A 23,664-nucleotide genomic window follows, 5' to 3' on the forward strand; every position below is an offset into this window, starting at 1 on the left:
TTCAGTTAATTTAAAACGCGACTTTCGGTGCGGCTTGGATTTCAGCACTATCAGCAAATTCTAATAAGCTAGCATCTTTTTGATGACCAAATGGTCCAGCAAAAAAGTTTTGTGGAAAGCTTTGCTTGTAGCTGTTGTAAGCCATAACTTGATCATTAAATGCTTGGCGAGCAAAACCGACTTTATTTTCAGTGGTGATAAGCTCTTCATTTACTTGCATCATATTTTCATTGGCTTTTAAATCTGGATAAGCTTCCATAACCACATTGAGTTTATCTAATGCTCCAACTAAAGCACCTTCAGCTCCCATTAATGATCCCATAGCTTTGGCATTGCCAGGTTGTGCTGCAGCTGCAGCCAATCCTTTTGCGGCACTATTGCGAGCAGAAATAACCGCTTCCAGAGTTTCACTTTCGTGTTTCATGTATGCCTTAGCGGTTTCTACTAAATTCGGTATTAAGTCATATCGACGTTTAAGCTGTACTTCAATTTGGGCAAAACCATTTTTATAACGGTTCTTCAAAGCGACTAATTGATTGAAGATACCAACGACGAAGAAAATCCCAGCTGCAACGATAACCCAAAAGATGATTGTAGATATGCTCATAATACTTCCATTTAACATTTGTTTTTATTAACTTTAATTTAACGTTTGGATGTAAATGACGCAAGAAAAATATTCTTAAGATAAGCAGGTGCAGATGCATGGGGTCAGACCAAACCTATCTTTTAGATAAGGTTTGCTCTGACCCCAGTTCCATGTAACCGATACTAGTTAAAATCCTTCCCTTTAACGCGAGACTAAAGTTCCACCAATCCGATTGGCCCGAATTTGAACAAAAAAAAGCCCTTCTTAAAGATGGGCTTTTGATTCTATCAGTAGTATGTTGCTAACTAAGCACGACTTATAAATTTACGTTCTTCAGTGTTCACTTTAACTTTATCACCTGTTGAAATATGCTCAGGAACCTGAATAACTAGGCCTGTAGATAATGTCGCTGGCTTAGTACGAGCACTAGCTGATGCACCTTTAATTGACGGGTCAGTTTCAGTTACTACTAAATCTACTGAACCAGGTAATTCAACAGCAACTGGTGATTCATCTATAATAATCACCACCATGCCTTCAGTCTCTTCAGTAATGAATGGTATTTCATCGCTGACGCTTTCACTGTTTAAGTTATATGGGGTGTAATCTTCATTATCCATAAACACATATTCATCACCATCAATATAAGAAAAGCTTATTTGACGACGAGTTAAATCGGCAATATTTAGCATATCTGAATCTTTAAAAGTTTCATCGGCTTTTGCGCCTGTTACTACATCGTAAAGGCGCATGCGGTATAAACTACCTCCAGCACGGCCTTGAGGTACCGAACGGGTTATTCCACGAACAATAAACACTTTACCGTTGTGCTCTATTGCTGCATTTTTTTTAATATCACTAGCCTTTGGCATGACTGTATTCCTAAATAAATTATCGTTTAATAGATCTGCTACGCATTTCTATCTAAGCCACTTCGTGGCGTTGTTTTTGGTTAATTCCCCGTTTCACCTAGTGAAGACAAGTATTAATAAGAAGACTTGTCTCAGGGACGTTTATTTTCAAATTTTAAACAATTATAGATTGATTAATATCTTGTAGTACTTGATGCGGATCTTTAGCTTTAGTGATCGGACGGCCAATCACTAAATAATCTACGCCAAGATCAATTGCTTGTGGTGGTGTCATAATACGCTTTTGATCATCAACAGCAAAGCCTACAGGACGAATTCCTGGGGTCACTAATTTAAAGTCACTACCTAAGTTGGTTTTAAGCATTTTTGCTTCTTGAGCAGAGCAGACAACACCATCAAGGCCAGCTTGTTGTGTTAATCTAGCTAAGTTCATTACATGTTGCTCTGGCGTTGTGTTAATACCAAGTTCAACTAAATCATCGCTCGACATACTGGTTAAAACAGTTACCGCAATTAGTAATGGCGCGTCATTTTTATAACTGTCTAAGGCTAATTTAGCTTGGCTCATCATTTTAGAGCCGCCACTGGCATGAACATTAACCATCCATACTCCTAAGTCTGCTGCAGCAGAAACGGCTTTAGCAACAGTATTTGGAATATCATGAAATTTTAAATCTAAAAAAACATCAAAACCACGATCGACCAAACTAGTCACAAACTGCGGACCAAAATGGGTAAACATCTCTTTACCAACTTTTAATTTAGCATCGCTTGGTTGAATTTTATCAATAAATGATAACGCATCGTTTTGTTTTGCAAAATCTAGAGCCACAACTACTTTGGCATCAGACATAAATTTACTCTCCTTCAAGGCCTCTTACTGGTTTTAATTGCTCCCAATCATGACATGATGGACAAGACCAGTAATGTACCGTACTGTTAAAACCACAGTTCTTACAACTGTATCGTGGCTTTATTTTCAAATAGGCTGCAACCAATTCCTTGATCACATCTAAACTTTTATTGGTTTTATCGTCACTACTTTCATTTAGCTGCATTTTAACAAAATGTTTAAAACCGCGAATGGTTGGCCGACGATTTAGCGCAGATAGAATATATTCTTCTGCTTTATCTTTTGAGCTGGTTAACTCTACATACTCAAGATATTTGATAAGTGCCGTTGTACTGCCGGTTTTATCAAACACCTTTTTAATAAATGGATAAAATTCATCCGGATTATCACTACGTTTATAGCATTGTTGCATTTTATCAATAACGTCAGGAAAAAACTCATTATCTTGATAAAATATTTCCTGATAGCATCGACAAGCATTATTAAATTGCTCACTATTCTCAAATACTTGTGCCATTAAAAAATTTGCTCGACTCGATTTAGGATCTAAAGTTAGCGCTTTTTGTAATAGCTCCAGCTCTTTAATGTATTCATCTTGTTTAATTGCAATATTTGCTAATTCACAATAAAAGTTAGCTAAAACATGTTTAAGTTTTTTGTCTTTTGATTTTAACACCGATTTCTCTAAATCAATGCCCTTATCCCAATCTTTAGTTGATTGGAATATATTCAATAAATAAGTAAGTGATTTAATGCCATAAGTATCAGACTTTAACAATTTCAGAAATAGCTTTTCTGCTCGATCATATAAACCAGCACTGTAAAAATCTCGACCTAACTCAAACACTGCCTGTTGTTTTTCTTTATCAGAAAGCATGGGTTGACGTACAAGGTACTCATGTACTTTCAAGGCTCTATCTAATTCTCCTCTACGGCGAAATAAATTAGCCATAGCAAAATGAGCTTCTACGGTATCATCTTCAACTTTAAGCGCTTCAAGCAAATACTCCATTGCTTTATCTTGTTGATTAGAGAGTAGGTAATTTAACCCGGTAGAATACTTAACGGTAAGTGAATCTTTGGCAGTTAGATCTTTTTGCTTAATACTATTACGTCCCATAAACCAGCCGTATCCGACGGCTACAGGTAATAGAAGAAAAAGCAATTCAAACATGAGCTATTGACTAACTTCAGTTGTGGTGGATTTAGCAACAGATTTATTGAGTTTAATACGTTTAATGCGACGGCTGATCATAAAAGTAAACATTGTAAACATACCAATAACAAAACCTATAAAAGTAAAAATACTCACCGCCATTGCGACACTAATGTTGCTGCGAGCGATAATATAATTTAATTCGATAATTTGTTCGTTTTGAGTACCAAATACAAAGGCTACGGCCAAAAACACGAAGAGGATTAAAACCGACAAATATAATTTCAAGGTATTCTTCTCTGAATAGATATTGTTATTAGTATATTGCTAAACGATAGTAATTTCAGCAAAAAAAATTGAATAACTGGGGTTAAAAACTAGGGTCAGAGTCAGTTTTTTATATTAAACCTGACTCTGACCCTAGTTTTTATTCTGACCCCAGTTTTTTTATCAGGCAATATTTATGCGATAGAAAGATTTACTCTTTCTCGAAGTTCTTTACCAGGTTTAAAATGTGGTACATATTTACCTGTCAGCTCTACTGATTCACCCGTTTTAGGATTACGGCCAACACGTGGAGCACGGTAATGTAGTGAAAAACTACCAAAACCTCGGATCTCTATACGCTCACCTTTTTCTAAGGTATCAGCCATCATTTCTAAAATTTCTTTTATCGCTACTTCTACATCTTTCGCAGATAAATGATCTAATTTATCTATTAACTTTTCTATTAGCTCGGACTTTGTCATGTTAACTCCGTTATCATTTTAATATGTGAAATATAGCACTACTAATAACAGCTTAATAGTAGCTCTTGCATACTACTTACGATAAATATCGTTTATGGTTCAGATAGTTATCGTAAATAAAATTTTCTAACTCCTATAATTTAAGCACAAAAAAGCCGCTAGTGTTAGCGGCTTTTAAAATAAAACTTAAATTTTAACGTTTTTTAGCATATTTCAGCTAAAAGTCATTGATAATTCTTAGTTTTTAGCGTTTTTGAATGCTTCTGCCATAGCGCTTAAACCAGTATCTTCTTCTTGGTTTAAGTTATCCATAGCTGAACGTTCTTCTGCTTGGTCTTTAGCTTTGATTGATAAGCTGATAGTGCGATTCTTACGATCAACACCAACAAACTTAGCTTCAACGCTGTCACCAGCTTTAATAACTGTAGATGCATCTTCAATACGATCTGCAGAGATATCAGCTACACGTAAGTAACCTTCAACACCTTCAGCTAAATCGATTTTAGCACCTTTAGCGTCAACTTCGCTTACAGTACCTGTAACAATAGAGTTTTTCTTATTGTCAGCTAAGTACATGTTGAACGGATCGTCTTCAGTTTGTTTAACACCTAAAGAGATACGCTCGCGTTCTGGATCAACTTGTAATACAACAGCTGAGATTTCATCGCCTTTCTTGTATTCACGAACAACTTCTTCTCCGCCATTCCAAGAAATGTCAGATAAGTGAACAAGACCGTCGATGCCACCGTCAAGACCGATGAAGATACCGAAGTCAGTAATAGACTTGATCTTACCAGAAACTTTGTCGCCTTTGTTGAAGTTTTGAGCGAATGCTTCCCAAGGGTTTTGGATACATTGCTTAAGACCTAGAGAAATACGACGACGTTCTTCGTCAATTTCTAGAACCATAACTTCAACTTCATCACCTAAGTTAACAACTTTAGATGGGTGGATGTTTTTGTTAGTCCAATCCATTTCAGAAACGTGAACTAAACCTTCAACGCCTTCTTGGATTTCAACGAAACAACCGTAGTCAGTTAAGTTAGTTACACGACCAGAAAGTTTAGAACCTTCAGGGTAACGCTTAGCGATAGCTGCCCATGGATCTTCACCTAACTGCTTCATACCTAGAGATACACGAGTACGCTCACGGTCGAACTTAAGTACTTTAACTGGGATTTCGTCACCAACGTTAACGATTTCACTTGGGTGCTTAACGCGTTTCCAAGCCATATCAGTAATGTGTAGTAAACCATCGATGCCGCCAAGATCAACGAACGCACCGTAGTCTGTAAGGTTCTTAACGATACCTTTAACTTCTTGGCCTTCTTGTAAAGACTCAAGTAATGCATCACGTTCAACACTGCTTTCAGTTTCGATAACAGCACGACGAGATACAACAACGTTATTACGCTTTTGATCAAGCTTAATAACTTTAAATTCTAAATCCTTACCTTCAAGGTGAGCAGTGTCACGTACTGGACGTACATCTACTAATGAACCTGGTAAGAAAGCACGAATATTGCTAACTTCAACTGTGAAGCCGCCTTTAACTTTACCGTTGATAACACCGATAACAGTTTCTTTTTCTTCGTATGCTTTTTCAAGGAATTGCCAAGCTTCAAAACGCTTCGCTTTTTCGCGAGAAAGAATAGTTTCACCGAAACCATCATCAGTTGCATCTAGAGCAACGTCAATTTGATCGCCAACAGCAACTTCAACTTCGCCTGAGGCGTTTTTGAATTGTTCAATTGCGATTACTGACTCTGATTTTAAACCAGCATCAACGATTACGTTGTCTTTGTTAACAGCAACAACAGTACCTTTGATAATAGAACCAGGGCGTGTTTCGACTTCTTTTAAGCTTTCTTCAAAAAGCTGTGCAAAATTTTCCATCATAACTTGTATATAAACTCAGTTATTAGTCCAATCAACTTCATGTTTCATGGGTAGTTAAATTAGCTTCGTGCATCCTTACAGTAAGCTCTAAATATATTAATAGTTTTTGTTAATCAACAAGTTAAGACAACTTATCATTGGCAAATAGAAGAATTTTTTCTACTACTTGCTCAATTGTTAATTCGGTAGAATCAACGATTAACGCTCCTTCGGCTGGGACTAATGGCGCGACCTTTCTGTTTTGGTCCCGCTCATCCCGTTGACGTATGTCGCTCAAAAGGCGCCCGATATTAACATCAACACCCTTTTGTTGCAACTGAATCATGCGTCTATTTGCTCTTTCTTCTGCACTTGCTGTTAAAAACACTTTAACCTTTGCATCAGGAAAAACTACTGTGCCCATATCACGGCCATCAGCTAATAAACCTGGCGCTTCTTTAAACGCTCGTTGGCGACGTAATAATGCTTCTCGAACTCGAGGGAAAGCTGCTACTTTTGATGCCACTGCGCCAACTTCTTCGGTTCGAATAATATCGGTAACATCTTCACCTTCTAACATCACACGAGGTTCAGCGTTTTCAACAATTTTAAATTCAACATCTAAGTGTGAGGCAAGTGGAATAATCGCTTCCTCATGTTGAACATCAATATTATGATGTTGAGTCGCAACAGCTAATACACGGTAAATTGCACCACTATCAAGTAAGTTCCAACCTAACTGTTCTGCAACAATTCTAGATACGGTTCCCTTTCCGGCACCGCTCGGGCCATCAATTGTAATTAATGGAATGCTTTCCGGCATACATATTTGCTCCTAACATAGAAAATCGGCTAAATTATACGGGATTTGTATTTTAAAATCGCGTAAAAAAAATATTCAGTAACATTATGAACACGATACTTGAGCTAATTTGTCAAAATAGTCAGGAAATGTCTTTGCCGTACACTTAGGATCGTTAATCGTAACGGGGGTTTCGCTTAAGGCAACAAGAGAGAAACACATTGCTACCCTATGGTCGTCATAAGTATCAATTTCAGCATGTTTAAGAGAACTCGGTGGCGTAATAGAAATATAATCATGACCTTCAATAACTTCAGCACCAACTTTTCTAAGTTCAGTAGCCATAGCATTTAAACGATCGGTCTCTTTTACCCGCCAATTATAAATATTTCTAATCGTTGTTGTACCTTTAGCAAAAAGGGCCGTAGTTGCTATGGTCATTGCAGCGTCCGGAATATGATTCATATCCATATCAATTGCTACAAGTGGTTTACCAATAACGGTGATCGATTCTTCATCCCAATAAACTTCTGCGCCCATTTTCTCAAGCACATCAGCAAAATATTTATCGCCTTGCACACTTAATGTACCAACACCATGTACAGTGACCTTGCCACCTTTAATAGCCCCTGCGGCTAAAAAGTATGACGCTGAAGATGCATCACCTTCAACCATGTATTTATCTAGAGCTTTGTATGATTGCATGCCTTTAACAGTAAAAGATTTATAGTCATTATTTTGAACATTAACTCCAAATCTTTGCATAATATCTAGGGTAATATCGATATATGGTTTTGAAACTAATTCACCGTCAATGTTTATATTGGTATCAGTCTCTAACAATGGAGCAATCATCAAAATTGCAGTTAAGAATTGACTAGAAATTGAGCCATCAATAGTCACTGAACTTGACGATAAGGTCTTACCCAATATTTTTATTGGTGGATAATCTTTGTTTTCTAAATATTCTACATCAGCACCAAGTTGTACTAAGGCATCACCTAGATGACCAATCGGTCGTTCTTTCATTCTTGGCTCACCAGTTAACACATACTCGCCGTCACTAGCCGCAAGTGCTGCACATAATGGGCGCATTGCCGTACCCGCGTTGCCAAGAAATAGCTCTAACGGTTCTTTAGTTTTGAAAAAACCATTATTACCAACAACGCTGCACTCGGTCCCGCAATCACTTAAAGTGTAATCAATACCAAGACTTTTTAAAGCATTGAGCATATGGTTAATGTCGTCACTAACCAATAAATTGGTGATTTTAGTTACACCGTTTGCTAAAGCTGCAATTAACAATGCGCGATTAGACAAACTTTTAGAGCCTGGTAAAAAAACTTCGCCGTTTATTTTAGCAATTGGGTTTAATGTTAACTGTTCCACCTATTTATTCCTCTTTGCAAATTGTTGCATAAAGCTTACTAATGCTTGCACACCTTCTAATGGCATAGCGTTGTAGATACTAGCTCGCATACCTCCAACAATTCGATGACCTTTTAAGGCTAATAAACCATTCGTTTTGGCCTCAGCCAAGAATTCAGAATTTAGACTGTCGTCGTTTAAAAAAAATGGGATATTCATTGAGCTACGATTTTTAATCGCAATTTTGTTGTAATAAAAATCACTACTATCAATATAATTGTATAAACACTGTGCTTTATCCTGATTTAATTTAGCCATCATATCTAAACCACCAAGATCTTTTAGCCACTGAAAAACTAAGCTCGCTAAATACCACGCATAAGTTGGTGGTGTATTAAACATAGAGTCATTGTCGCTCGTCATTTTGTAGTCCAAAATAACTGGCGTAGCCGTTTGTTGTTGACCAATAAGATCATCACGAACGATAACGATTGTTAGTCCTGATGGGCCTATATTTTTTTGAGCGCCCGCATAAATCAAACCAAACTTAGAAACATCTATTGGACGAGATAATATTGTGGAAGACATATCTGCAACCAGTGGTACATCGCCGGTTTCTGGAATGTCAAAAATTTCAATGCCATCGACGGTTTCATTTGGACAATAGTGAACAAATGCAGCATCTTTACTAATACGCCAGTGCTCTGAAGGTAATACCGTTTTAACACCTTCATGTTCATTCACGGCATCGATAACACGTACATTGCCAAACTTTTCAGCTTCACTCACCGCACTTTTAGACCAAGAGCCGGTAACAACATAATCAGCCGTTTTACCTGCACCTAATAAGTTAAGTGGCACTGCAGCAAACTGGCCTCGACCTCCACCATGACAAAACAATACTTTGTAATTGTCAGGGATATTTAACAATTCACGCAAATCAGCTTCAGCGTCACTTGCAAGTTGCATAAACTCGCTACCGCGATGACTGAGTTCCATTACAGAACAACCTGTGTTGTTCCAATTTAGAAATTCAGATTGAGCTTGCTGCATTACCGGTTTTGGTAACATTGCAGGGCCCGCGCAAAAGTTAAATATTTCAGTCATGTTTTTTCCAGTTAATAGAACTAATAAATAAGCAATAGGCTAAAAATAAAAATGAGCGGTAAAGACCGCCCATTTATAAGATTAGAAATTGAAGTTACTCTTCAGTATCAGACTCTTCATCGGCAGCATCAACGCTAGCCTCCGTCGATTCTTCACTACTTGTTACTTCACTACTTTCAGAGGTTGGTGCATCACTGCCCTCTTCTGATGGTAACTCTTCTACTTCTTCGATTTCGTCGATGCGCTGTAAACCTACAACGTTCTCGTCATCGCTAGTGCGAATTAAGCGAACACCTTGGGTATTTCGACCAATGATACTAACCTCATTCACACGAGTACGTACTAATGTACCGTTATCGGTGATGATCATAATCTCATCGGCATCTTCAACTTGTACTGCGCCAACAACGTTACCGTTACGTTCGCTTACTTTAATTGAAACAACACCTTTAGTTGCACGGCTCTTCGCTGGATATTCCGCTAACTCAGTACGCTTACCATAACCATTTTCGGTTACCGTTAAGATTGCGCCTTCGGTTCTTGGAATAATAAGTGAAACAACTTTTTGTTCACCTTCCAACTTAATACCTCTAACACCAGTACCAGTTCGACCGATAGGTTTCAACGCCCATAGTTCTTCACCTGTTTCAGGATCAGTTTTAATCGCACCGGTTTCACTGTCACGTTTCTTCTCATTGAAACGAACAACTTTACCTGCATCAGAGAACAACATAATGTCATTTGTTCCGTCGGTAATATCAACACCTATTAAGGTATCGTCATCACGAAGGTTCAAGGCAATAATACCGTTAGCACGAGGGCGAGAATAAGCCGTTAAAGGCGTTTTCTTCACTGTACCTGAGGCAGTTGCCATAATTATAAATTTGTCTTCTTCGTATTCTCTTACCGGTAATATGGCAGTGATACGTTCATCACTTTCTAGCGGTAAAACATTTACAATTGGACGACCACGGGCAGTACGGGTAGCAAGAGGTAATTGGTATACCTTCAACCAGTACATGCGACCACGATCAGAGAAACATAAAATAGTGTCATGAGTATTAGCAACCAACAGACGTTCGATGAAATCTTCTTCTTTCATCTTAGTTGCGGCTTTACCTTTACCACCACGACGCTGTGCTTCGTATTCTGATAATGGCTGGTACTTCACGTAACCTTCATGAGAAAGCGTTACTACTACATCTTCTTCAGTGATTAGATCTTCAAGAGATAAATCGTGTGAAGCAAGAGAGATTTCTGTACGACGTTCGTCACCAAATTCATCACGTATTGCTTCTAGCTCTTCACGAATAACTTCCATTAAACGTTCTGGGCTACCAAGAATATGCAACAATTCAGCAATAATTTCTAATAACTCTTTGTACTCAGTTAGAATCTTTTCGTGTTCTAAACCAGTAAGCTTGTGTAAACGCAAGTCTAAGATTGCTTGAGCTTGTTGCATTGTTAGGTGGTATTTACCATCTACAATACCAAACCCAGGTTCAACCCATTCAGGACGAGCAGCGTCATCACCAGCACGTTCAAGCATTTCAGCTACAGTACCTAGCGTCCAACCTTGACTTAATAAGCCTTCTTTAGCTTCTGCAGGTGTTGGAGATTTCTTAATCAGTTCAATGATAGGATCAATGTTACTTAACGCAACAGCTAAACCTTCAAGTAAATGAGCACGTTCTCGCGCTTTGCGTAATTCGAAAATAGTACGACGAGTTACCACTTCACGGCGATGTAGTACAAATGCTTCAAGCATCGCTTTAAGATTAAATAACTTAGGTTGGCCATTATCGATAGCAACCATGTTCATACCAAAAGAAACTTGCATTTGCGTAAGCTTATATAAGTTATTTAAAATAACTTCGCCTACTTCACCACGTTTGACTTCAATAACCATACGCATACCGTCTTTATCAGACTCGTCACGTAGGGCTGAAATGCCTTCTAAACGTTTTTCTTTAACCAGTTCCGCCATTTTTTCAATCAAGCGAGCTTTGTTCACTTGATACGGCAACTCATGAACAACGATAGTTTCTTTACCAGTTGTTTCATGAACTTCAATGCTCGCACGGGCGCGGATATTTAATTTACCACGACCAGTACGGTACGCTTCTTGAATACCAGCAACACCACTGATAATACCCGCAGTTGGGAAATCTGGCGCTGGAATGAATTCAAATAACTCATCGATAGTAATGTCGTTGTTATCGATAAGCGCGATACAACCATTGATTACTTCAGTTAAATTATGTGGAGGAATATTTGTAGCCATACCAACGGCGATACCAGAAGAACCATTAACTAAAAGGTTTGGTACGCGGGTAGGCATAACTGCCGGCATGTATTCCTGACCATCATAGTTAGGTACAAAGTCGACAGTTTCTTTATCTAAGTCAGCTAAAATTGCATGCGATATTTTTTGCATGCGAATTTCGGTATAACGCATTGCCGCAGCAGAGTCGCCATCAACAGAACCAAAGTTACCTTGGCCGTCAACTAGCATATAACGTAAGGAGAATGGCTGAGCCATACGAACGATAGTGTCATATACAGCAGTGTCACCATGGGGGTGATACTTACCAATTACGTCACCAACAACACGGGCAGATTTTTTGTAGCCCTTATTCCAGTCATTTCCTAATGCACTCATTGCATAAAGAACACGACGATGAACTGGTTTTAAACCATCTCTTACGTCAGGCAATGCACGCCCAACAATTACACTCATGGCGTAATCAAGGTAAGAGTTTTTTAATTCATCTTCAATATTGACAGGAACGATTTCTTTAGCCATATCGGTCATAAAACGATGCTTTCCCTAAATGTCAGCAAAAATGCTCAAAATTATTATTATCGAGGCAGAATATTACCATAAAGGTAAGTTACCCTGCACTTCTTTATTTAGAATAAAGACGACAGATTGTTAATCTAATTGATCAAACAATATTGTGCGGCTTTAACCTATAAATTACTAGATGTTGATTTAAATAAATTACACAAAAAATGTAACCATTTAGCACCTAAGTAAACAGTAGTTAAGATTAAACCTTAAACCACCGTTTTTGTCACCCCTTTTTAACTTAATTCCTTAAGTTTGTTTACATAAGCAATTTAGTTCGATATAAATAGTCGCATTAACAAAATTATAACGTTCTAGTTGTAATACAAGCAGTAACTATATAAGAAAAATAATGGCAAAACTAAAACAACGTACCGTCACCATTCTTTATTACGACATCTCCTCTTTAGAATTAAATCATGAAATTGCTTCTTTCCCACAAAAAGAACAAGGTCGGGTTATTATTTCTGATGAATTTAAAAAAGGTAAGTCAATTATTGCTGTATGTGATGGCGAAGTTACTGTATTAAACAAAATTGGCGATCGCATCGAATAATCAACTTAAGGAGTTTCGCATTAGCCTTGTGCGAAATAGTGTAACAAGTCACTTTTAAAACTTTATTTCTCTGTAAAGTCAATTTTCTGTAATTGGCTTTGTCTTTAAGATAGAATCAATACAGATCTTAGCTGCAAACAAAAATTATCATGTCTGAACAATTAAACGTAAACCCTGAAGAAATAGCCAAATTTGAAAAAGTCGCCAGTCAATGGTGGGACTTACATGGCGATTTTAAGCCGTTGCATCAAATAAACCCATTGCGTCGCAACTTTATCACTTCTCATGTTGGTGACATTTTTGACAAGCAAGTTATCGATGTTGGCTGTGGTGGTGGTATATTGGCAGAAAGCTTAGCTCGATTAGGCGCTAATGTTACCGGTATTGATATGGGACAAGAGCCATTAAATGTGGCTAAGCTACATGCCTTAGAAGCCGGTGTAACGGTAAATTATGAAAAAATTACAGCTGAACAAAAAGCTAATGAGAATCAACAAAGCTTTGATGTAGTAACCTGCATGGAAATGTTAGAACATGTACCAGATCCTGCGTCTATCATTTGTGCCTGTGCGCAAATGGTAAAACCTGGTGGTTATGTGTTTTTCTCTACCTTGAATAAAACCACTAAATCGTATTTGTTTGCAATTTTAGCCGCTGAAAAACTGCTAAAACTGGTGCCTGATGGTACTCATGATTGGGATAAGTTTATTCGCCCGTCACAATTGATTACCTGGGCTGAAAATGCTGGCTTAAAATGCTTTGACGCTAGTGGTATTCATTATAACCCAATCACTGAAAACCATAAGTTAGCTGATGGCTTAGACGTTAACTATATTCTTGCTTTTAAAATGCCTGAGACAATTTAATGTTAAGTACTGCTAAGGGTGTGTTATTTGATTTAGATGGCACACTATTAGATACCGCAGATGATTTAGGCGCAGCATTAAATCATTTGCTTAACGCTCATGGCTTCACTAAGGTTTCTAGCAAAGAATACCGATTAGTGGCCTCTGATGGAGTTTATCCTTTATTGGACCTTGGCTTTAAAGAGCAACTTGCTAAATTCGATAAAGAAGTCTTGCGCCAAGAGTTTCTCGATTATTATTTAGAAAATATTGCCACCCATACAAAATTATTTCCCGGTATTGAGCAGCTGTTAACCTTGATTGAAGATGCTAATATTCCTTGGGGTATTGTCACCAATAAGCCAGCCTTTTTAACTGATCCTCTATTATTGCATTTTGAACAGTTTGCTAAATCTCAATCAAACATCAGTGGTGATACCATAAAAGAGCGTAAACCTCACCCTGCACCAATGCTTTTAGCAAGTAAACAACTTGGCGTTGCCGCTGAACATATTTGGTACTTAGGGGATGCCAAACGTGATATTGATGCAGGTAATGCCGCCTTAATGACAACTGTTGCGGTAAAATGGGGTTACATAAAACCCCTTGATGACTGCTCTAAATGGCAAGCAAATCACATTATTTCGAATCCCTTAGATTTAGTAGGGATTAGTAAATAAACAAGTCGTACAAAGTTTAATCAGTACCGTAACTATCTGTTTATAAATGAGTTTAATATCCTTATCGCTTTATCGTATAAAGCCTCCACTTTTATTACAAAAAAGATTTAAAAAAAGTTTTTTGTTAAAAAAAAATCTTGCATTTTTGTTAACTCGCACAGAAATGACCCTTACTAAGTTAGTTACCACTAACCTATATTAAGCAAGTTAAAAACACGCATTAAAAACACTATATCTAGGGGTTGCATTAAAAGTGAAACCACATTACCTTGTATCTATGCACACAGAAAACCCCAAGATGTTGTGCATTTTTTAACAATGCTACATATTGGATGTTGGGTAAAAATAAAGCAGGGAAAGCAGATATAGTATTACTGCGCTTTGCCTTAGTAAAAATAAAAATAAATAAAATAACTCAATCTATAAACTAATAAATACTATAAAGACAGGTCATTCATGAATAACAACCTTTTTGTCACCAAGCGCAATGGTGAAAAAGAACCTATCGATCTCGATAAAATCCATCAAGTAATAGACTGGGCAGCAGACGGATTAGACTCCGTTTCAGTTTCTCAGGTAGAAATCAAATCTCACATTCAGTTTTATGACGGTATCAAAACTGAAGATATTCATGAAACGATCATAAAAGCTGCTGCTGATTTAATCTCAGAAGAAACGCCTGATTATCAATATTTAGCTGCACGTTTAGCGATTTTCCATTTACGCAAAAAAGCTTACGGTAAATATGAACCGCCAGCATTATTTGATCACGTAACTAAAATGGTTGCTGCTGGTAAATATGACAAGCATTTAACTGAAGATTACACTGCGGAAGAATTTGCGACTTTAGATAGCTATATTGATCATAATCGCGATAAAAACTTCAGTTACGCTGCTGTTAAGCAATTAGAAGGTAAATATCTTGTACAAAACCGTGTAACTGGCGAGATTTACGAAAGTGCGCAGTTTTTATATATGCTAGTGTCGGCATGTTTATTTGCAAAATACCCAAGCGAAACGCGCTTAGAATATATTAAAGGATTTTACGACGCGATTTCCAGCTTTAAGATTTCATTACCTACACCAATTATGGCCGGTGTTCGTACCCCTACTCGTCAATTCTCATCTTGTGTATTGATTGAAGCTGGCGATAGTTTAGATTCAATTAATGCCACCACGAGTGCGATTGTAAAATACGTATCACAACGTGCTGGTATTGGTGTTAATGCCGGACGTATTCGTGCTTTAGGTAGCTCAATTCGTAACGGTGAAGCATTCCATACTGGTTGTATTCCATTTTATAAGCATTTCCAAACAGCGGTTAAAAGTTGTTCTCAAGGTGGTGTTCGCGGTGGTGCTGCCACCTTATTCTATCCTTTATGGCATTTAGAAGTAGAAAGCTTATTAGTACTTAAAAACAACCGTGGTGTTGAAGAGAACCGTGTTCGTCATTTAGATTACGGCGTTCAATTTAACAAAACCATGTACCAACGTTTAATTAAAGGCGATTACATTACGTTATTCAGCCCTTCAGATGTTCCTGGTTTGTACGATGCTTTCTTTGAAGACCAAGATAAATTTGAAGCTTTGTATGTAAAATACGAAAACGATGAATCTATTCGCAAAAAGCGTATTAAAGCAATTGAATTATTCACTTTGTTTGCGCAAGAGCGTGCAAGTACGGGTCGTATTTACTTACAAAACGTTGATCACTGTAATACTCATAGCCCATTTGATCCAACCGTAGCGCCGGTTCGTCAATCTAATCTTTGTTTAGAAATTGCTTTACCAACTAAACCGATGAATGACATTAATGATGCAGACGGCGAAATCGCCTTGTGTACATTATCAGCATTCAACCTTGGTAAAATTGACAGCTTAGACGAATTAGAAGGTTTAGCTGATTTAGCCGTTCGTGCTCTTGATAATTTATTAGATTACCAAGACTATCCAGTAGCTGCAGCGTTAAGCGCAACTATGGGTCGTCGTACTTTAGGTATAGGCGTAATTAACTATGCTTACTACTTAGCTAAAAATGGTGTGTTCTACTCAAACGGTAGCGCCAATAACCTTACGCATAGAACGTTCGAAGCTATTCAGTTTTACTTATTGAAAGCATCTAACAATTTAGCGAAAGAGCAAGGTGCCTGCCCTAAGTTTAATGAAACGCGCTTATCGCAAGGTATTTTACCGATTGATACCTACAAAAAAGAAATTGATAAGGTTTGTTCAGAAGGCTTACACCTAGACTGGGAAGGTTTACGCGCCAGCATTAAAGAGCATGGTGTGCGTAACTCTACAGTATCGGCGTTAATGCCATCAGAGACTTCTTCACAAATTTCAAATGCTACAAATGGTATCGAGCCACCTCGTGGTTTGATCAGTGTTAAAGCCAGTAAAGATGGTGTGTTAAAGCAAGTAGTACCAGAGTATGAAAAACTTAAGCATAACTATGAGTTGCTGTGGAATATCCCTGATAACACAGGTTATTTAGAGCTAGTTGGTATCATGCAAAAATTCGTTGACCAAACAATTTCAGCAAATACTAACTATAACCCGGCAAACTTTGAAAACGGTAAAGTACCGGTTAAGCAAATATTAAAAGATATATTGCTCGCCTATAAACTTGGTGTAAAAACCATGTATTACCATAATACTTTTGATGGCGCTAACGATAGCCAAAATGATATGGAAGACGATTGCGCCGGCGGTGCTTGTAAGATCTAAGCCATACATAAAACAATCCAGTTTGTAGGGTGTTTCACCAACAAGCTGGATTGCTCAGTTTATATTACTGTGTTAAACAGAATTTTTGTCACACACCTTAGAACCAATAAATGAAAGTGACAGCATTAAAGAGTTAAAAATGAAATATTCTACATTTAATCAAGTTAAAAATGACCAATTACTTGAACCTATATTTTTAGGTAATCCGGTTAATGTTTCGCGTTACGATCAACAAAAACATTCCGCATTTGAGAAATTAATTGAAAAACAATTATCATTTTTCTGGCGCCCTGAAGAAGTTGATGTGTCTAAAGATAGAGCTGACTGGCAGTCTATTTCAGAAGCAGAGAAGCATATTTTCATTTCAAATTTAAAATACCAAACGTTACTTGATAGCATGGCTGCACGTAGTGTAAACGCCGTATTTTTGCCGTTAGTTTCTTTACCTGAGGTTGAAACTTGGATTGAAACATGGGCATTCTCAGAAACTATTCACTCTCGTTCATACACTCATATTCTACGTAACCTATTCACTAACCCTGCTGAAGTGTTCGATGATATTGTGGTTAATCCAGCAATTTTAAAACGTGCCAGCAGCATCGCCAAATATTTTGATGATGTGATTTTAATGGCGCAGGTTTATAACTTGCATGGTGAAGGCACCCATGAAGTTGACGGTGAAACCATCGAAGTGACTAAACGTAAATTAAAAGAGCGTATTTATTTAGCCATTTGTTCGGTAAATGCCCTTGAAGCAATTCGTTTTTATGTGTCTTTTGCTTGTTCTTTTGCCTTTTCAGAGCGTCAATTATTGGAAGGAAATTCAAAAATCATCAAGCTAATCGCTCGCGATGAGGCACTACATTTAACCGGTACTCAACATATATTGAATATTTGGGCAAATGGTCAAGATGATCCTGAAATGAAAGAAGTCAGTGACGATTTAAGAGAGCAAGGCCGCCAAATCTTTATGGATGTGGTTGAGCAAGAAAAAGAATGGGCAGATTATCTGTTCAAAGACGGTTCAATGATCGGCTTGAATGCTGAAATGTTAAAACAATATATTGAATATATTAGTAATCAACGTATGACCGCTATTGGCTTTGATGCACCATTTAAGATCAGAAGTAATCCACTACCTTGGATCAACAGCTACCTTGTATCTGATAACGTGCAAGTTGCGCCACAAGAAACTGAGATTTCTTCTTACCTAGTTGGTCAAACAGACAGCTCAGTTGATAGTAGTGACTTTGAAGATTTTGATCTTTAAACTAATACTTAACCGATATTCAAACTATGACTAATAAAGTCACCGTTGATGGTAAGCTTGTTGAAACTGATTTCGACAAGCTTATTTTTAAAACAGCCCTCGAATACCTCGAATCAAATAATATTGAAATTCACTATCACTGCCGTGATGGATTTTGCGGTGCCTGTAGAGTTACTCTAGATAAAGGCGAAATTGAATACATCAATGGCGAGCCATTGGCCTTTGTTCGTGAGGGTGAAATCCTACCTTGTTGTTGCATTCCTAAAACAGACATAACGATTAGTACAGAATAGTTAACCTGAGCTGAGAATAGTTAGTTATACTCAATTATAGAAGCAAAAAAAGTAGCACCATAAAATGTCAGAAATGAGTCAATTATTAGCCAGTGCAGAAAAGGCCGAAGCTTACTTAAAGTTATTAGCTAATAAAAATCGCCTGATGATTTTATGTAACCTAGTTGAAGGTGAGCGTTCTGTAAGCCAGCTAAACGAACTAATCCCACTCGCTCAGTCAGCACTATCTCAGCACTTAGCATCACTAAGAACGGCTAAAATGGTAAGCACGCGGCGTGACGCTCAAACAATTTATTACTCACTAGCAGATGATGATGCTAAACAAATATTACAACTACTTTACCGCATGTTTTGTGAAACTTAGCTCTTACTCTTTAATCTTTTAAACCATAACATTCAATCTTTTGGCAAGGTTTTATAACCATTAATCATTGCAGAGGTGATTGATGATTTTTCTTTGCGTTCTGTATAAATAACCCCTGCAATATGTAATGGAATAAGCAGTAATAAAAGATAAAACGAATAAACATGCATGGTAATAAAAGGCGAGCGTAAGTCACGCATTGCTTTATATTTTTCTGTATCAACATTCTCTTTAGTGTAAGGTTTAATCAACTCTACTTGCGTGCTATCTATTGCAATTTGCTCTTTAAAATATCCACCAAATGGAGGGTAGTAAATATCGGTACCAGCAATGACTAAACCTGAAACCATTTGTATACTAAGGGCTAAAAACATAACCGTAATCATCAGTTTCCCAGCAGGATTATGGCCTTGATAAGCTTTTTGTGCACCTTGACGATATTCCTTCAGTTCTGCGGCAAAGCCTTTATTAAATGCTAACGTTGCACTCCATTTTTCAAAGCCAGTTCCGAAGAAGCCCAATACGTATCTAAGTAGTAAATTTATACAAAATATATAACCGACCAATACGTGACAAGTTTTCAACAGCACTTTGCCATCACTAGTTACGCCCAGTGCTTTACTATTTAAAATAATCAAGCCAAAAGTAATCAGTAAAAATACGCACAAAACATTCAACCAATGAAATAGGCGTATCTTCTTACTCCAAACATAAACCAAAGCTAACGATTGTGATGAATTTTTATTTTGCATAATAGCCTCCATCCGAAAGTGACATAAAATGTATATTTAAAAACCTTATACAACCTAAACATTTTAACTTATCATTAACATAACAAAGATCTCTGATACTCTTATGATTAGGATCAAAAATAGGCAATTTAGCCTTTACTGTTCAATAAACAAGCTAAACTCGTATTGAACTCTTCGATGTTTAAACAATAAAAATACCTTCGTCTAAATAGCAAACTTCCGAGCCGAAAAACATGGAACGAACATAATGAACAGAAACTTCAAACTATCAATACTTACCATCAGTATTACATTGGCAACTGGCTGCTCAAGTTTAGGTGTAGAGCCTTGGGAAAGAGATCTGTTGGCAAAGCGCCAAATGGCCTTAACCTCATCCCCTATAGATGCATCGCTTGATGATCATATTTACTTCTCAAAGGAAGCTTCTAGTGGTGGCCGCAGTTTTGCAGGTGGAGGTTGCGGATGCAACTAAAGGATAACGTTAGTCTAAAATCAGCCATAACCGCAGCAACCTGCTCTTTATTGGGTAGCCAGGCAAATGCAGAAGAGGACAGCAATTGGAAGTTTGATACTGCGCTTATGTATTACGGTGAAAGCGAGCGAGTAACGGCAGTAGAGGGAATTATCGCTGGAACTAAAGAGTTTAATGATGAACATTTTTTAAATTTAAAATTTACCATCGACTCCCTTACCGGCGCATCAGCAACCGGTGCTGTTGCACAGCCACATGCACAAACATTTTCACGCCCATCAGGTAATGGCAGCTTTGACGTGGATGCCTATGAAACGCCATTAGATGACACGTTTAAAGATACCCGTGTACAATTTAATGCCCAATGGACTCAGCCGCTATCACCCGAGTATACAGCAAGTACAGGACTGCATTTATCAAAAGAGTATGACTACCTATCTTTGGGATTAAACGGCAGTTTAGGCCGCTATTTCAATAAAAAAAATACCACTGTGTCAGTAGGTCTATCCTACTCTCATGATGTTATTGAACCAGAGGGAGGTATAAATAAACCTTTTGCAGAAATGCTTATACCGCCAACAGGCGATAAGGATACAATCGCCAGCGACGACTCAAAAGATACGTTTGACCTGTTATTTGGTTTAACGCAAGTGATAAATCGTCGAATGATCATGCAATTAAACTATTCAATATCACAAGTTAATGGTTATATGACGGATCCGTTTAAAGTATTGTCTGTGGTGAATTCAGATGGCTATAGCATTAGGCAGTTATACGAACATCGCCCTGATGAACGAACGAAACAAAGTGCATATTGGCAAACAAAATATCATTTTGACACAACAGTATTAGATTTCTCTTATCGTTATATGTGGGATGATTGGGAAATAAAGTCACACACTTTTGATTTTCGTTATTACATTCCCTTTTATGATGGCTATCTCGAGCCACATGTACGTTATTACATGCAAGAAGCGGCTGATTTTTATCGCCCATTTTTATTGGACAATGAGCCTGTAGCAGACTTTGCCAGTGCCGATTATCGAGTAGGAGAAATGGATGGCTTAACGTTGGGTATTAAATATGGACTACCGCTTACAGATGGTAAAGAGTTTTCGTTTAGGCTTGAGTTCTTTCAACAAACACCAACTAATCCTGGTTTTGAAGAAGTTGGTGCTCTACAAGATGTTGAATTATTTGAAAGTGTAGAAGCGGTAATTGCACAAGTGAGTTATTCATTTTAGCAAAGGCATCTGATCTGACCACTTTACAGCAGCGCAATAAATTGCCATGATGATCAGATAAATTTCTCTCTAAAAATTAAAATAAAGATAAGGCCTGTAATGAAAAATGTAGTAGACCAGTTATCTCAATATAAAAGCGTCCACTTTAATAAAAAGAATATTAAAACTCATTTTGTTGGCATACCGCTGATCATTTTGTCGCTAACGATTTTATTAAGCTTAATAAACTTTCAATTTGGTGAGTATGACAACCCGACGAACATTACTGCCGCAATGATATTTTATAGTATCGCCATCATTTATTACTTTATATTACACTGGCGTTTAGCATTAGGCATGGTTGTTTATATAATTCCAAACTTATACATTGCGAGCTTAATAGCACCGGTTGAAGGAGCAGCATGGCTCGCGGTAGCAATTTTTGTTATTGGTTGGATAATTCAATTTATTGGCCATTACTATGAGAAAGCTAAACCTGCTTTTGTTGATGATTTGAGCCAGTTTTTAATTGGACCATTTTTTCTTATGGCTGAAGTTTATTTTGGTTTAGGTTGGGAAAAAAAATTATTGGCTGAAATAACACCGTTAGCTCGGGATAAACGTAGAGCAATAGAGGCGAAAAACAGAGGCGAATAGAAAGCAACTAAATACGAGTAACAGGCAATAAAATCACCTGTTACTCGGTTAAACTCTCATCTAAATAATACGTAATAAAGAATTAACGAATCACTCGAATTCTAAAGTTACGGCCTTTAATTTTGCCATCTTCTAGTTTTTTAAGTGCTACTTTATGGGCATTACGCTTAATAGCTACATAGGCAAAATTTTGAGCGACATTAATTTTACCTACTTGATCACCCTTAATACCTTTATCACCTGTTAACGCCCCTAAGATATCACCAGGACGAACTTTGTCACGTTTACCACCACTAATTTGAATGGTGATCATATCTGGACGCAAAGGCAAAGCATTAAGTGCACGGATATTAGGTAATTGTTCACCGATAATCTTTTGATCAAGATAGTCTTCCAATAATGCCACCTTATAGCTTTCTTTATCGCTATATAATGAACAAGCCATGCCTTTACTACCGGCTCGGCCCGTACGGCCGATGCGATGCACATGAACTTCGGTGTCTAAAGCGATATGAAAATTTACCACCATATCTAAATTATCAATATCTAAACCACGAGCTGCGACATCAGTAGCAACAAGAACATTAGTACTTTTATTAGAAAAACGTACTAAAGTTTCATCTCTATCACGTTGTTCTAGGTCACCATGTAACGATAAGGTGCTAAAACCAAAATTGACTAATTCATCAGCCACTAATTGCGCATCTTTTTTAGTATTACAAAATACTACACAAGATTCGGGTTTATGTTCTAGCAACAACAACTGTAATGCTTGCAAGCGCTCTTCATTATCTTGCACATGATAAAAATGCTGGGAGATACTGCTATCATCATGGGTTGACTCTACTTTTACCATTGTTGGTAAGGTCATGATGCGCTCTGAAATTTGTTTGATTTTATTTGGAAAAGTGGCGCTAAATAAGAGTGTTTGTCTATGTTTTGGCGAATTGCGAACAATATTGTCTAAAGCTGGCTGAAAACCCATATCAAGCATACGGTCTGCTTCGTCAAGAATGAGTAAATTTAAATTTTCTAAATTTAAGGTGCCTTTAATTACATGCTCTTCAACACGGCCAGGTGTACCAACAATAATATGAGCACCATGTTCTAGTGATCCAATTTGTGGTCCAAACGGTGTTCCACCACACAAAGTTAATATTTTTATGTTATGAATTGAGCGCGCAAGTCTGCGTAATTCTTTTGCTACTTGGTCAGCTAATTCTCTTGTTGGACACAAGACTAATGATTGAATACGAAAACGCTTAACATCTAGCTTTTGTAATAACCCTAAACCAAAAGCTGCAGTTTTTCCTGAGCCTGTTTTACCTTGGCCAATTACATCTTTGCCCATAATAATATCGGGTAAACTCTGCTCTTGAATCGGCGTCATAAATTCATAACCCAATGATTCAATATTGGTTAATAATTCTGGTTTTAATGCTAGGGTAGAAAATTTAGATTGGCTCAATGTTTTGTCCCAATTGGAATGACGGCTTAATGATCTTTTTGATCACAACTTTTTTAGGAAACAATTATATACCCGTTACCTTTCAAAGTGTAGAATTTCAGAGTCAGGTTACAAACTTAAAACCATCCATGG

Annotated in this window: 23 protein-coding genes; 10 read left to right on the plus strand and 13 right to left on the minus strand. The window is 37.5% G+C overall.

What is annotated here, in order from left to right:
* Positions 1-10 precede the first annotated feature (10 nt).
* From RGQ13_RS12035 to gyrA, 11 genes are all read right to left on the minus strand, one after another.
* On the minus strand, positions 11-607 hold the full coding sequence (locus RGQ13_RS12035) for a LemA family protein (protein WP_348389995.1): 597 nt from the start codon (positions 605-607) through the stop codon (positions 11-13).
* 287 nt (positions 608-894) lie between these two features.
* A complete protein-coding gene (efpL, locus tag RGQ13_RS12040; protein ID WP_348389996.1) occupies positions 895-1,461 on the minus strand; it encodes an elongation factor P-like protein EfpL in 567 nt (188 codons plus the stop codon).
* A gap of 154 nt (positions 1,462-1,615) precedes the next feature.
* Positions 1,616-2,314: an orotidine-5'-phosphate decarboxylase gene (pyrF, locus tag RGQ13_RS12045; RefSeq protein WP_348389997.1), complete on the minus strand. Its 699-nt coding sequence runs from the start codon at positions 2,312-2,314 to the stop codon at positions 1,616-1,618.
* Between the two features lie 4 nt (positions 2,315-2,318).
* Positions 2,319-3,488 (minus strand): lipopolysaccharide assembly protein LapB, encoded by a 1,170-nt coding sequence (lapB, locus tag RGQ13_RS12050; protein ID WP_348389998.1) that lies wholly within the window; start codon positions 3,486-3,488, stop codon positions 2,319-2,321.
* 3 nt (positions 3,489-3,491) lie between these two features.
* Positions 3,492-3,758, minus strand: coding sequence for a LapA family protein (locus RGQ13_RS12055; protein WP_348389999.1), 267 nt, complete (start codon positions 3,756-3,758; stop codon positions 3,492-3,494).
* Between the two features lie 173 nt (positions 3,759-3,931).
* On the minus strand, positions 3,932-4,219 hold the full coding sequence (gene ihfB / locus RGQ13_RS12060; RefSeq protein WP_348390000.1) for an integration host factor subunit beta: 288 nt from the start codon (positions 4,217-4,219) through the stop codon (positions 3,932-3,934).
* Positions 4,220-4,456: 237 nt separating this feature from the next.
* The gene (gene rpsA, locus RGQ13_RS12065) at positions 4,457-6,118 is read right to left on the minus strand and encodes a 30S ribosomal protein S1 (protein ID WP_348390001.1); all 1,662 of its coding nucleotides are present in this window, start codon (positions 6,116-6,118) and stop codon (positions 4,457-4,459) included.
* Positions 6,119-6,239: 121 nt separating this feature from the next.
* The gene (gene cmk / locus RGQ13_RS12070; RefSeq protein ID WP_348390002.1) at positions 6,240-6,920 is read right to left on the minus strand and encodes a (d)CMP kinase; all 681 of its coding nucleotides are present in this window, start codon (positions 6,918-6,920) and stop codon (positions 6,240-6,242) included.
* Between the two features lie 84 nt (positions 6,921-7,004).
* The gene (aroA, locus tag RGQ13_RS12075; protein WP_348390003.1) at positions 7,005-8,288 is read right to left on the minus strand and encodes a 3-phosphoshikimate 1-carboxyvinyltransferase; all 1,284 of its coding nucleotides are present in this window, start codon (positions 8,286-8,288) and stop codon (positions 7,005-7,007) included.
* Positions 8,289-9,374: a 3-phosphoserine/phosphohydroxythreonine transaminase gene (serC, locus tag RGQ13_RS12080; protein WP_348390004.1), complete on the minus strand. Its 1,086-nt coding sequence runs from the start codon at positions 9,372-9,374 to the stop codon at positions 8,289-8,291.
* A 94-nt stretch (positions 9,375-9,468) separates the two neighbouring features.
* Entirely contained in the window at positions 9,469-12,189 is a 2,721-nt protein-coding gene (gyrA, locus tag RGQ13_RS12085; protein ID WP_348390005.1) for a DNA topoisomerase (ATP-hydrolyzing) subunit A, read from the minus strand.
* Positions 12,190-12,577: 388 nt separating this feature from the next.
* On the opposite strand from gyrA, the gene RGQ13_RS12090 reads away from it, so the two are divergent.
* The 7 genes from RGQ13_RS12090 (at position 12,578) to RGQ13_RS12120 (ending at position 18,960) form a co-directional block, all read left to right on the plus strand.
* Entirely contained in the window at positions 12,578-12,781 is a 204-nt protein-coding gene (locus tag RGQ13_RS12090; protein WP_348390006.1) for a TIGR02922 family protein, read from the plus strand.
* A gap of 149 nt (positions 12,782-12,930) precedes the next feature.
* Positions 12,931-13,647: a bifunctional 2-polyprenyl-6-hydroxyphenol methylase/3-demethylubiquinol 3-O-methyltransferase UbiG gene (ubiG, locus tag RGQ13_RS12095; RefSeq protein ID WP_348390007.1), complete on the plus strand. Its 717-nt coding sequence runs from the start codon at positions 12,931-12,933 to the stop codon at positions 13,645-13,647.
* A complete protein-coding gene (locus tag RGQ13_RS12100; protein ID WP_348390008.1) occupies positions 13,647-14,306 on the plus strand; it encodes an HAD family hydrolase in 660 nt (219 codons plus the stop codon). The genes ubiG and RGQ13_RS12100 overlap by 1 nt, the downstream gene beginning before the upstream one ends.
* A gap of 456 nt (positions 14,307-14,762) precedes the next feature.
* Positions 14,763-17,033 (plus strand): class 1a ribonucleoside-diphosphate reductase subunit alpha, encoded by a 2,271-nt coding sequence (nrdA, locus tag RGQ13_RS12105; RefSeq protein ID WP_348390009.1) that lies wholly within the window; start codon positions 14,763-14,765, stop codon positions 17,031-17,033.
* 139 nt (positions 17,034-17,172) lie between these two features.
* A complete protein-coding gene (nrdB, locus tag RGQ13_RS12110) occupies positions 17,173-18,303 on the plus strand; it encodes a class Ia ribonucleoside-diphosphate reductase subunit beta (RefSeq protein ID WP_348390010.1) in 1,131 nt (376 codons plus the stop codon).
* 26 nt (positions 18,304-18,329) lie between these two features.
* Positions 18,330-18,596: a class I ribonucleotide reductase maintenance protein YfaE gene (gene yfaE, locus RGQ13_RS12115; RefSeq protein WP_348390011.1), complete on the plus strand. Its 267-nt coding sequence runs from the start codon at positions 18,330-18,332 to the stop codon at positions 18,594-18,596.
* Between the two features lie 73 nt (positions 18,597-18,669).
* Complete coding sequence (locus tag RGQ13_RS12120) at positions 18,670-18,960, plus strand: ArsR/SmtB family transcription factor (protein ID WP_348390012.1); 291 nt, start codon at positions 18,670-18,672, stop codon at positions 18,958-18,960.
* 32 nt (positions 18,961-18,992) lie between these two features.
* Here the strand turns inward: RGQ13_RS12120 and RGQ13_RS12125 are convergent, their stop codons facing one another.
* Complete coding sequence (locus tag RGQ13_RS12125) at positions 18,993-19,712, minus strand: cytochrome b/b6 domain-containing protein (protein ID WP_348390013.1); 720 nt, start codon at positions 19,710-19,712, stop codon at positions 18,993-18,995.
* Between the two features lie 247 nt (positions 19,713-19,959).
* Here RGQ13_RS12125 and RGQ13_RS12130 point away from each other — a divergent pair, with 247 nt between their 5' ends.
* From RGQ13_RS12130 to RGQ13_RS12140, 3 genes are all read left to right on the plus strand, one after another.
* Positions 19,960-20,184 (plus strand): DUF4266 domain-containing protein, encoded by a 225-nt coding sequence (locus RGQ13_RS12130; RefSeq protein WP_348389518.1) that lies wholly within the window; start codon positions 19,960-19,962, stop codon positions 20,182-20,184.
* Positions 20,175-21,428 (plus strand): DUF3570 domain-containing protein, encoded by a 1,254-nt coding sequence (locus RGQ13_RS12135; RefSeq protein WP_348390014.1) that lies wholly within the window; start codon positions 20,175-20,177, stop codon positions 21,426-21,428. Before RGQ13_RS12130 ends, RGQ13_RS12135 begins: the two co-directional genes overlap by 10 nt.
* A gap of 99 nt (positions 21,429-21,527) precedes the next feature.
* A complete protein-coding gene (locus RGQ13_RS12140) occupies positions 21,528-22,064 on the plus strand; it encodes an Mpo1 family 2-hydroxy fatty acid dioxygenase (protein ID WP_348390015.1) in 537 nt (178 codons plus the stop codon).
* A gap of 82 nt (positions 22,065-22,146) precedes the next feature.
* Here RGQ13_RS12140 and dbpA read toward each other — a convergent pair whose 3' ends face one another.
* Positions 22,147-23,532 (minus strand): ATP-dependent RNA helicase DbpA, encoded by a 1,386-nt coding sequence (gene dbpA, locus RGQ13_RS12145; protein ID WP_348390016.1) that lies wholly within the window; start codon positions 23,530-23,532, stop codon positions 22,147-22,149.
* Positions 23,533-23,664 lie beyond the last annotated feature (132 nt).

Source organism: Thalassotalea psychrophila (assembly GCF_031583595.1).
Classification (GTDB): Bacteria; Pseudomonadota; Gammaproteobacteria; order Enterobacterales; family Alteromonadaceae; genus Thalassotalea_A; species Thalassotalea_A psychrophila.

Coding starts and splice junctions, on each gene's coding strand:
- RGQ13_RS12035 (WP_348389995.1), bottom strand. CDS start 607: ATGAGCATATCTACAATCATCTTTTGGGTTATCGTTGCAGCTGGGATT.
- efpL (WP_348389996.1), bottom strand. CDS start 1,461: ATGCCAAAGGCTAGTGATATTAAAAAAAATGCAGCAATAGAGCACAAC.
- pyrF (WP_348389997.1), bottom strand. CDS start 2,314: ATGTCTGATGCCAAAGTAGTTGTGGCTCTAGATTTTGCAAAACAAAAC.
- lapB (WP_348389998.1), bottom strand. CDS start 3,488: ATGTTTGAATTGCTTTTTCTTCTATTACCTGTAGCCGTCGGATACGGC.
- ihfB (WP_348390000.1), bottom strand. CDS start 4,219: ATGACAAAGTCCGAGCTAATAGAAAAGTTAATAGATAAATTAGATCAT.
- rpsA (WP_348390001.1), bottom strand. CDS start 6,118: ATGATGGAAAATTTTGCACAGCTTTTTGAAGAAAGCTTAAAAGAAGTC.
- cmk (WP_348390002.1), bottom strand. CDS start 6,920: ATGCCGGAAAGCATTCCATTAATTACAATTGATGGCCCGAGCGGTGCC.
- serC (WP_348390004.1), bottom strand. CDS start 9,374: ATGACTGAAATATTTAACTTTTGCGCGGGCCCTGCAATGTTACCAAAA.
- gyrA (WP_348390005.1), bottom strand. CDS start 12,189: ATGACCGATATGGCTAAAGAAATCGTTCCTGTCAATATTGAAGATGAA.
- RGQ13_RS12090 (WP_348390006.1), top strand. CDS start 12,578: ATGGCAAAACTAAAACAACGTACCGTCACCATTCTTTATTACGACATC.
- ubiG (WP_348390007.1), top strand. CDS start 12,931: ATGTCTGAACAATTAAACGTAAACCCTGAAGAAATAGCCAAATTTGAA.
- RGQ13_RS12100 (WP_348390008.1), top strand. CDS start 13,647: ATGTTAAGTACTGCTAAGGGTGTGTTATTTGATTTAGATGGCACACTA.
- nrdA (WP_348390009.1), top strand. CDS start 14,763: ATGAATAACAACCTTTTTGTCACCAAGCGCAATGGTGAAAAAGAACCT.
- nrdB (WP_348390010.1), top strand. CDS start 17,173: ATGAAATATTCTACATTTAATCAAGTTAAAAATGACCAATTACTTGAA.
- yfaE (WP_348390011.1), top strand. CDS start 18,330: ATGACTAATAAAGTCACCGTTGATGGTAAGCTTGTTGAAACTGATTTC.
- RGQ13_RS12120 (WP_348390012.1), top strand. CDS start 18,670: ATGAGTCAATTATTAGCCAGTGCAGAAAAGGCCGAAGCTTACTTAAAG.
- RGQ13_RS12125 (WP_348390013.1), bottom strand. CDS start 19,712: ATGCAAAATAAAAATTCATCACAATCGTTAGCTTTGGTTTATGTTTGG.
- RGQ13_RS12130 (WP_348389518.1), top strand. CDS start 19,960: ATGAACAGAAACTTCAAACTATCAATACTTACCATCAGTATTACATTG.
- RGQ13_RS12135 (WP_348390014.1), top strand. CDS start 20,175: ATGCAACTAAAGGATAACGTTAGTCTAAAATCAGCCATAACCGCAGCA.
- RGQ13_RS12140 (WP_348390015.1), top strand. CDS start 21,528: ATGAAAAATGTAGTAGACCAGTTATCTCAATATAAAAGCGTCCACTTT.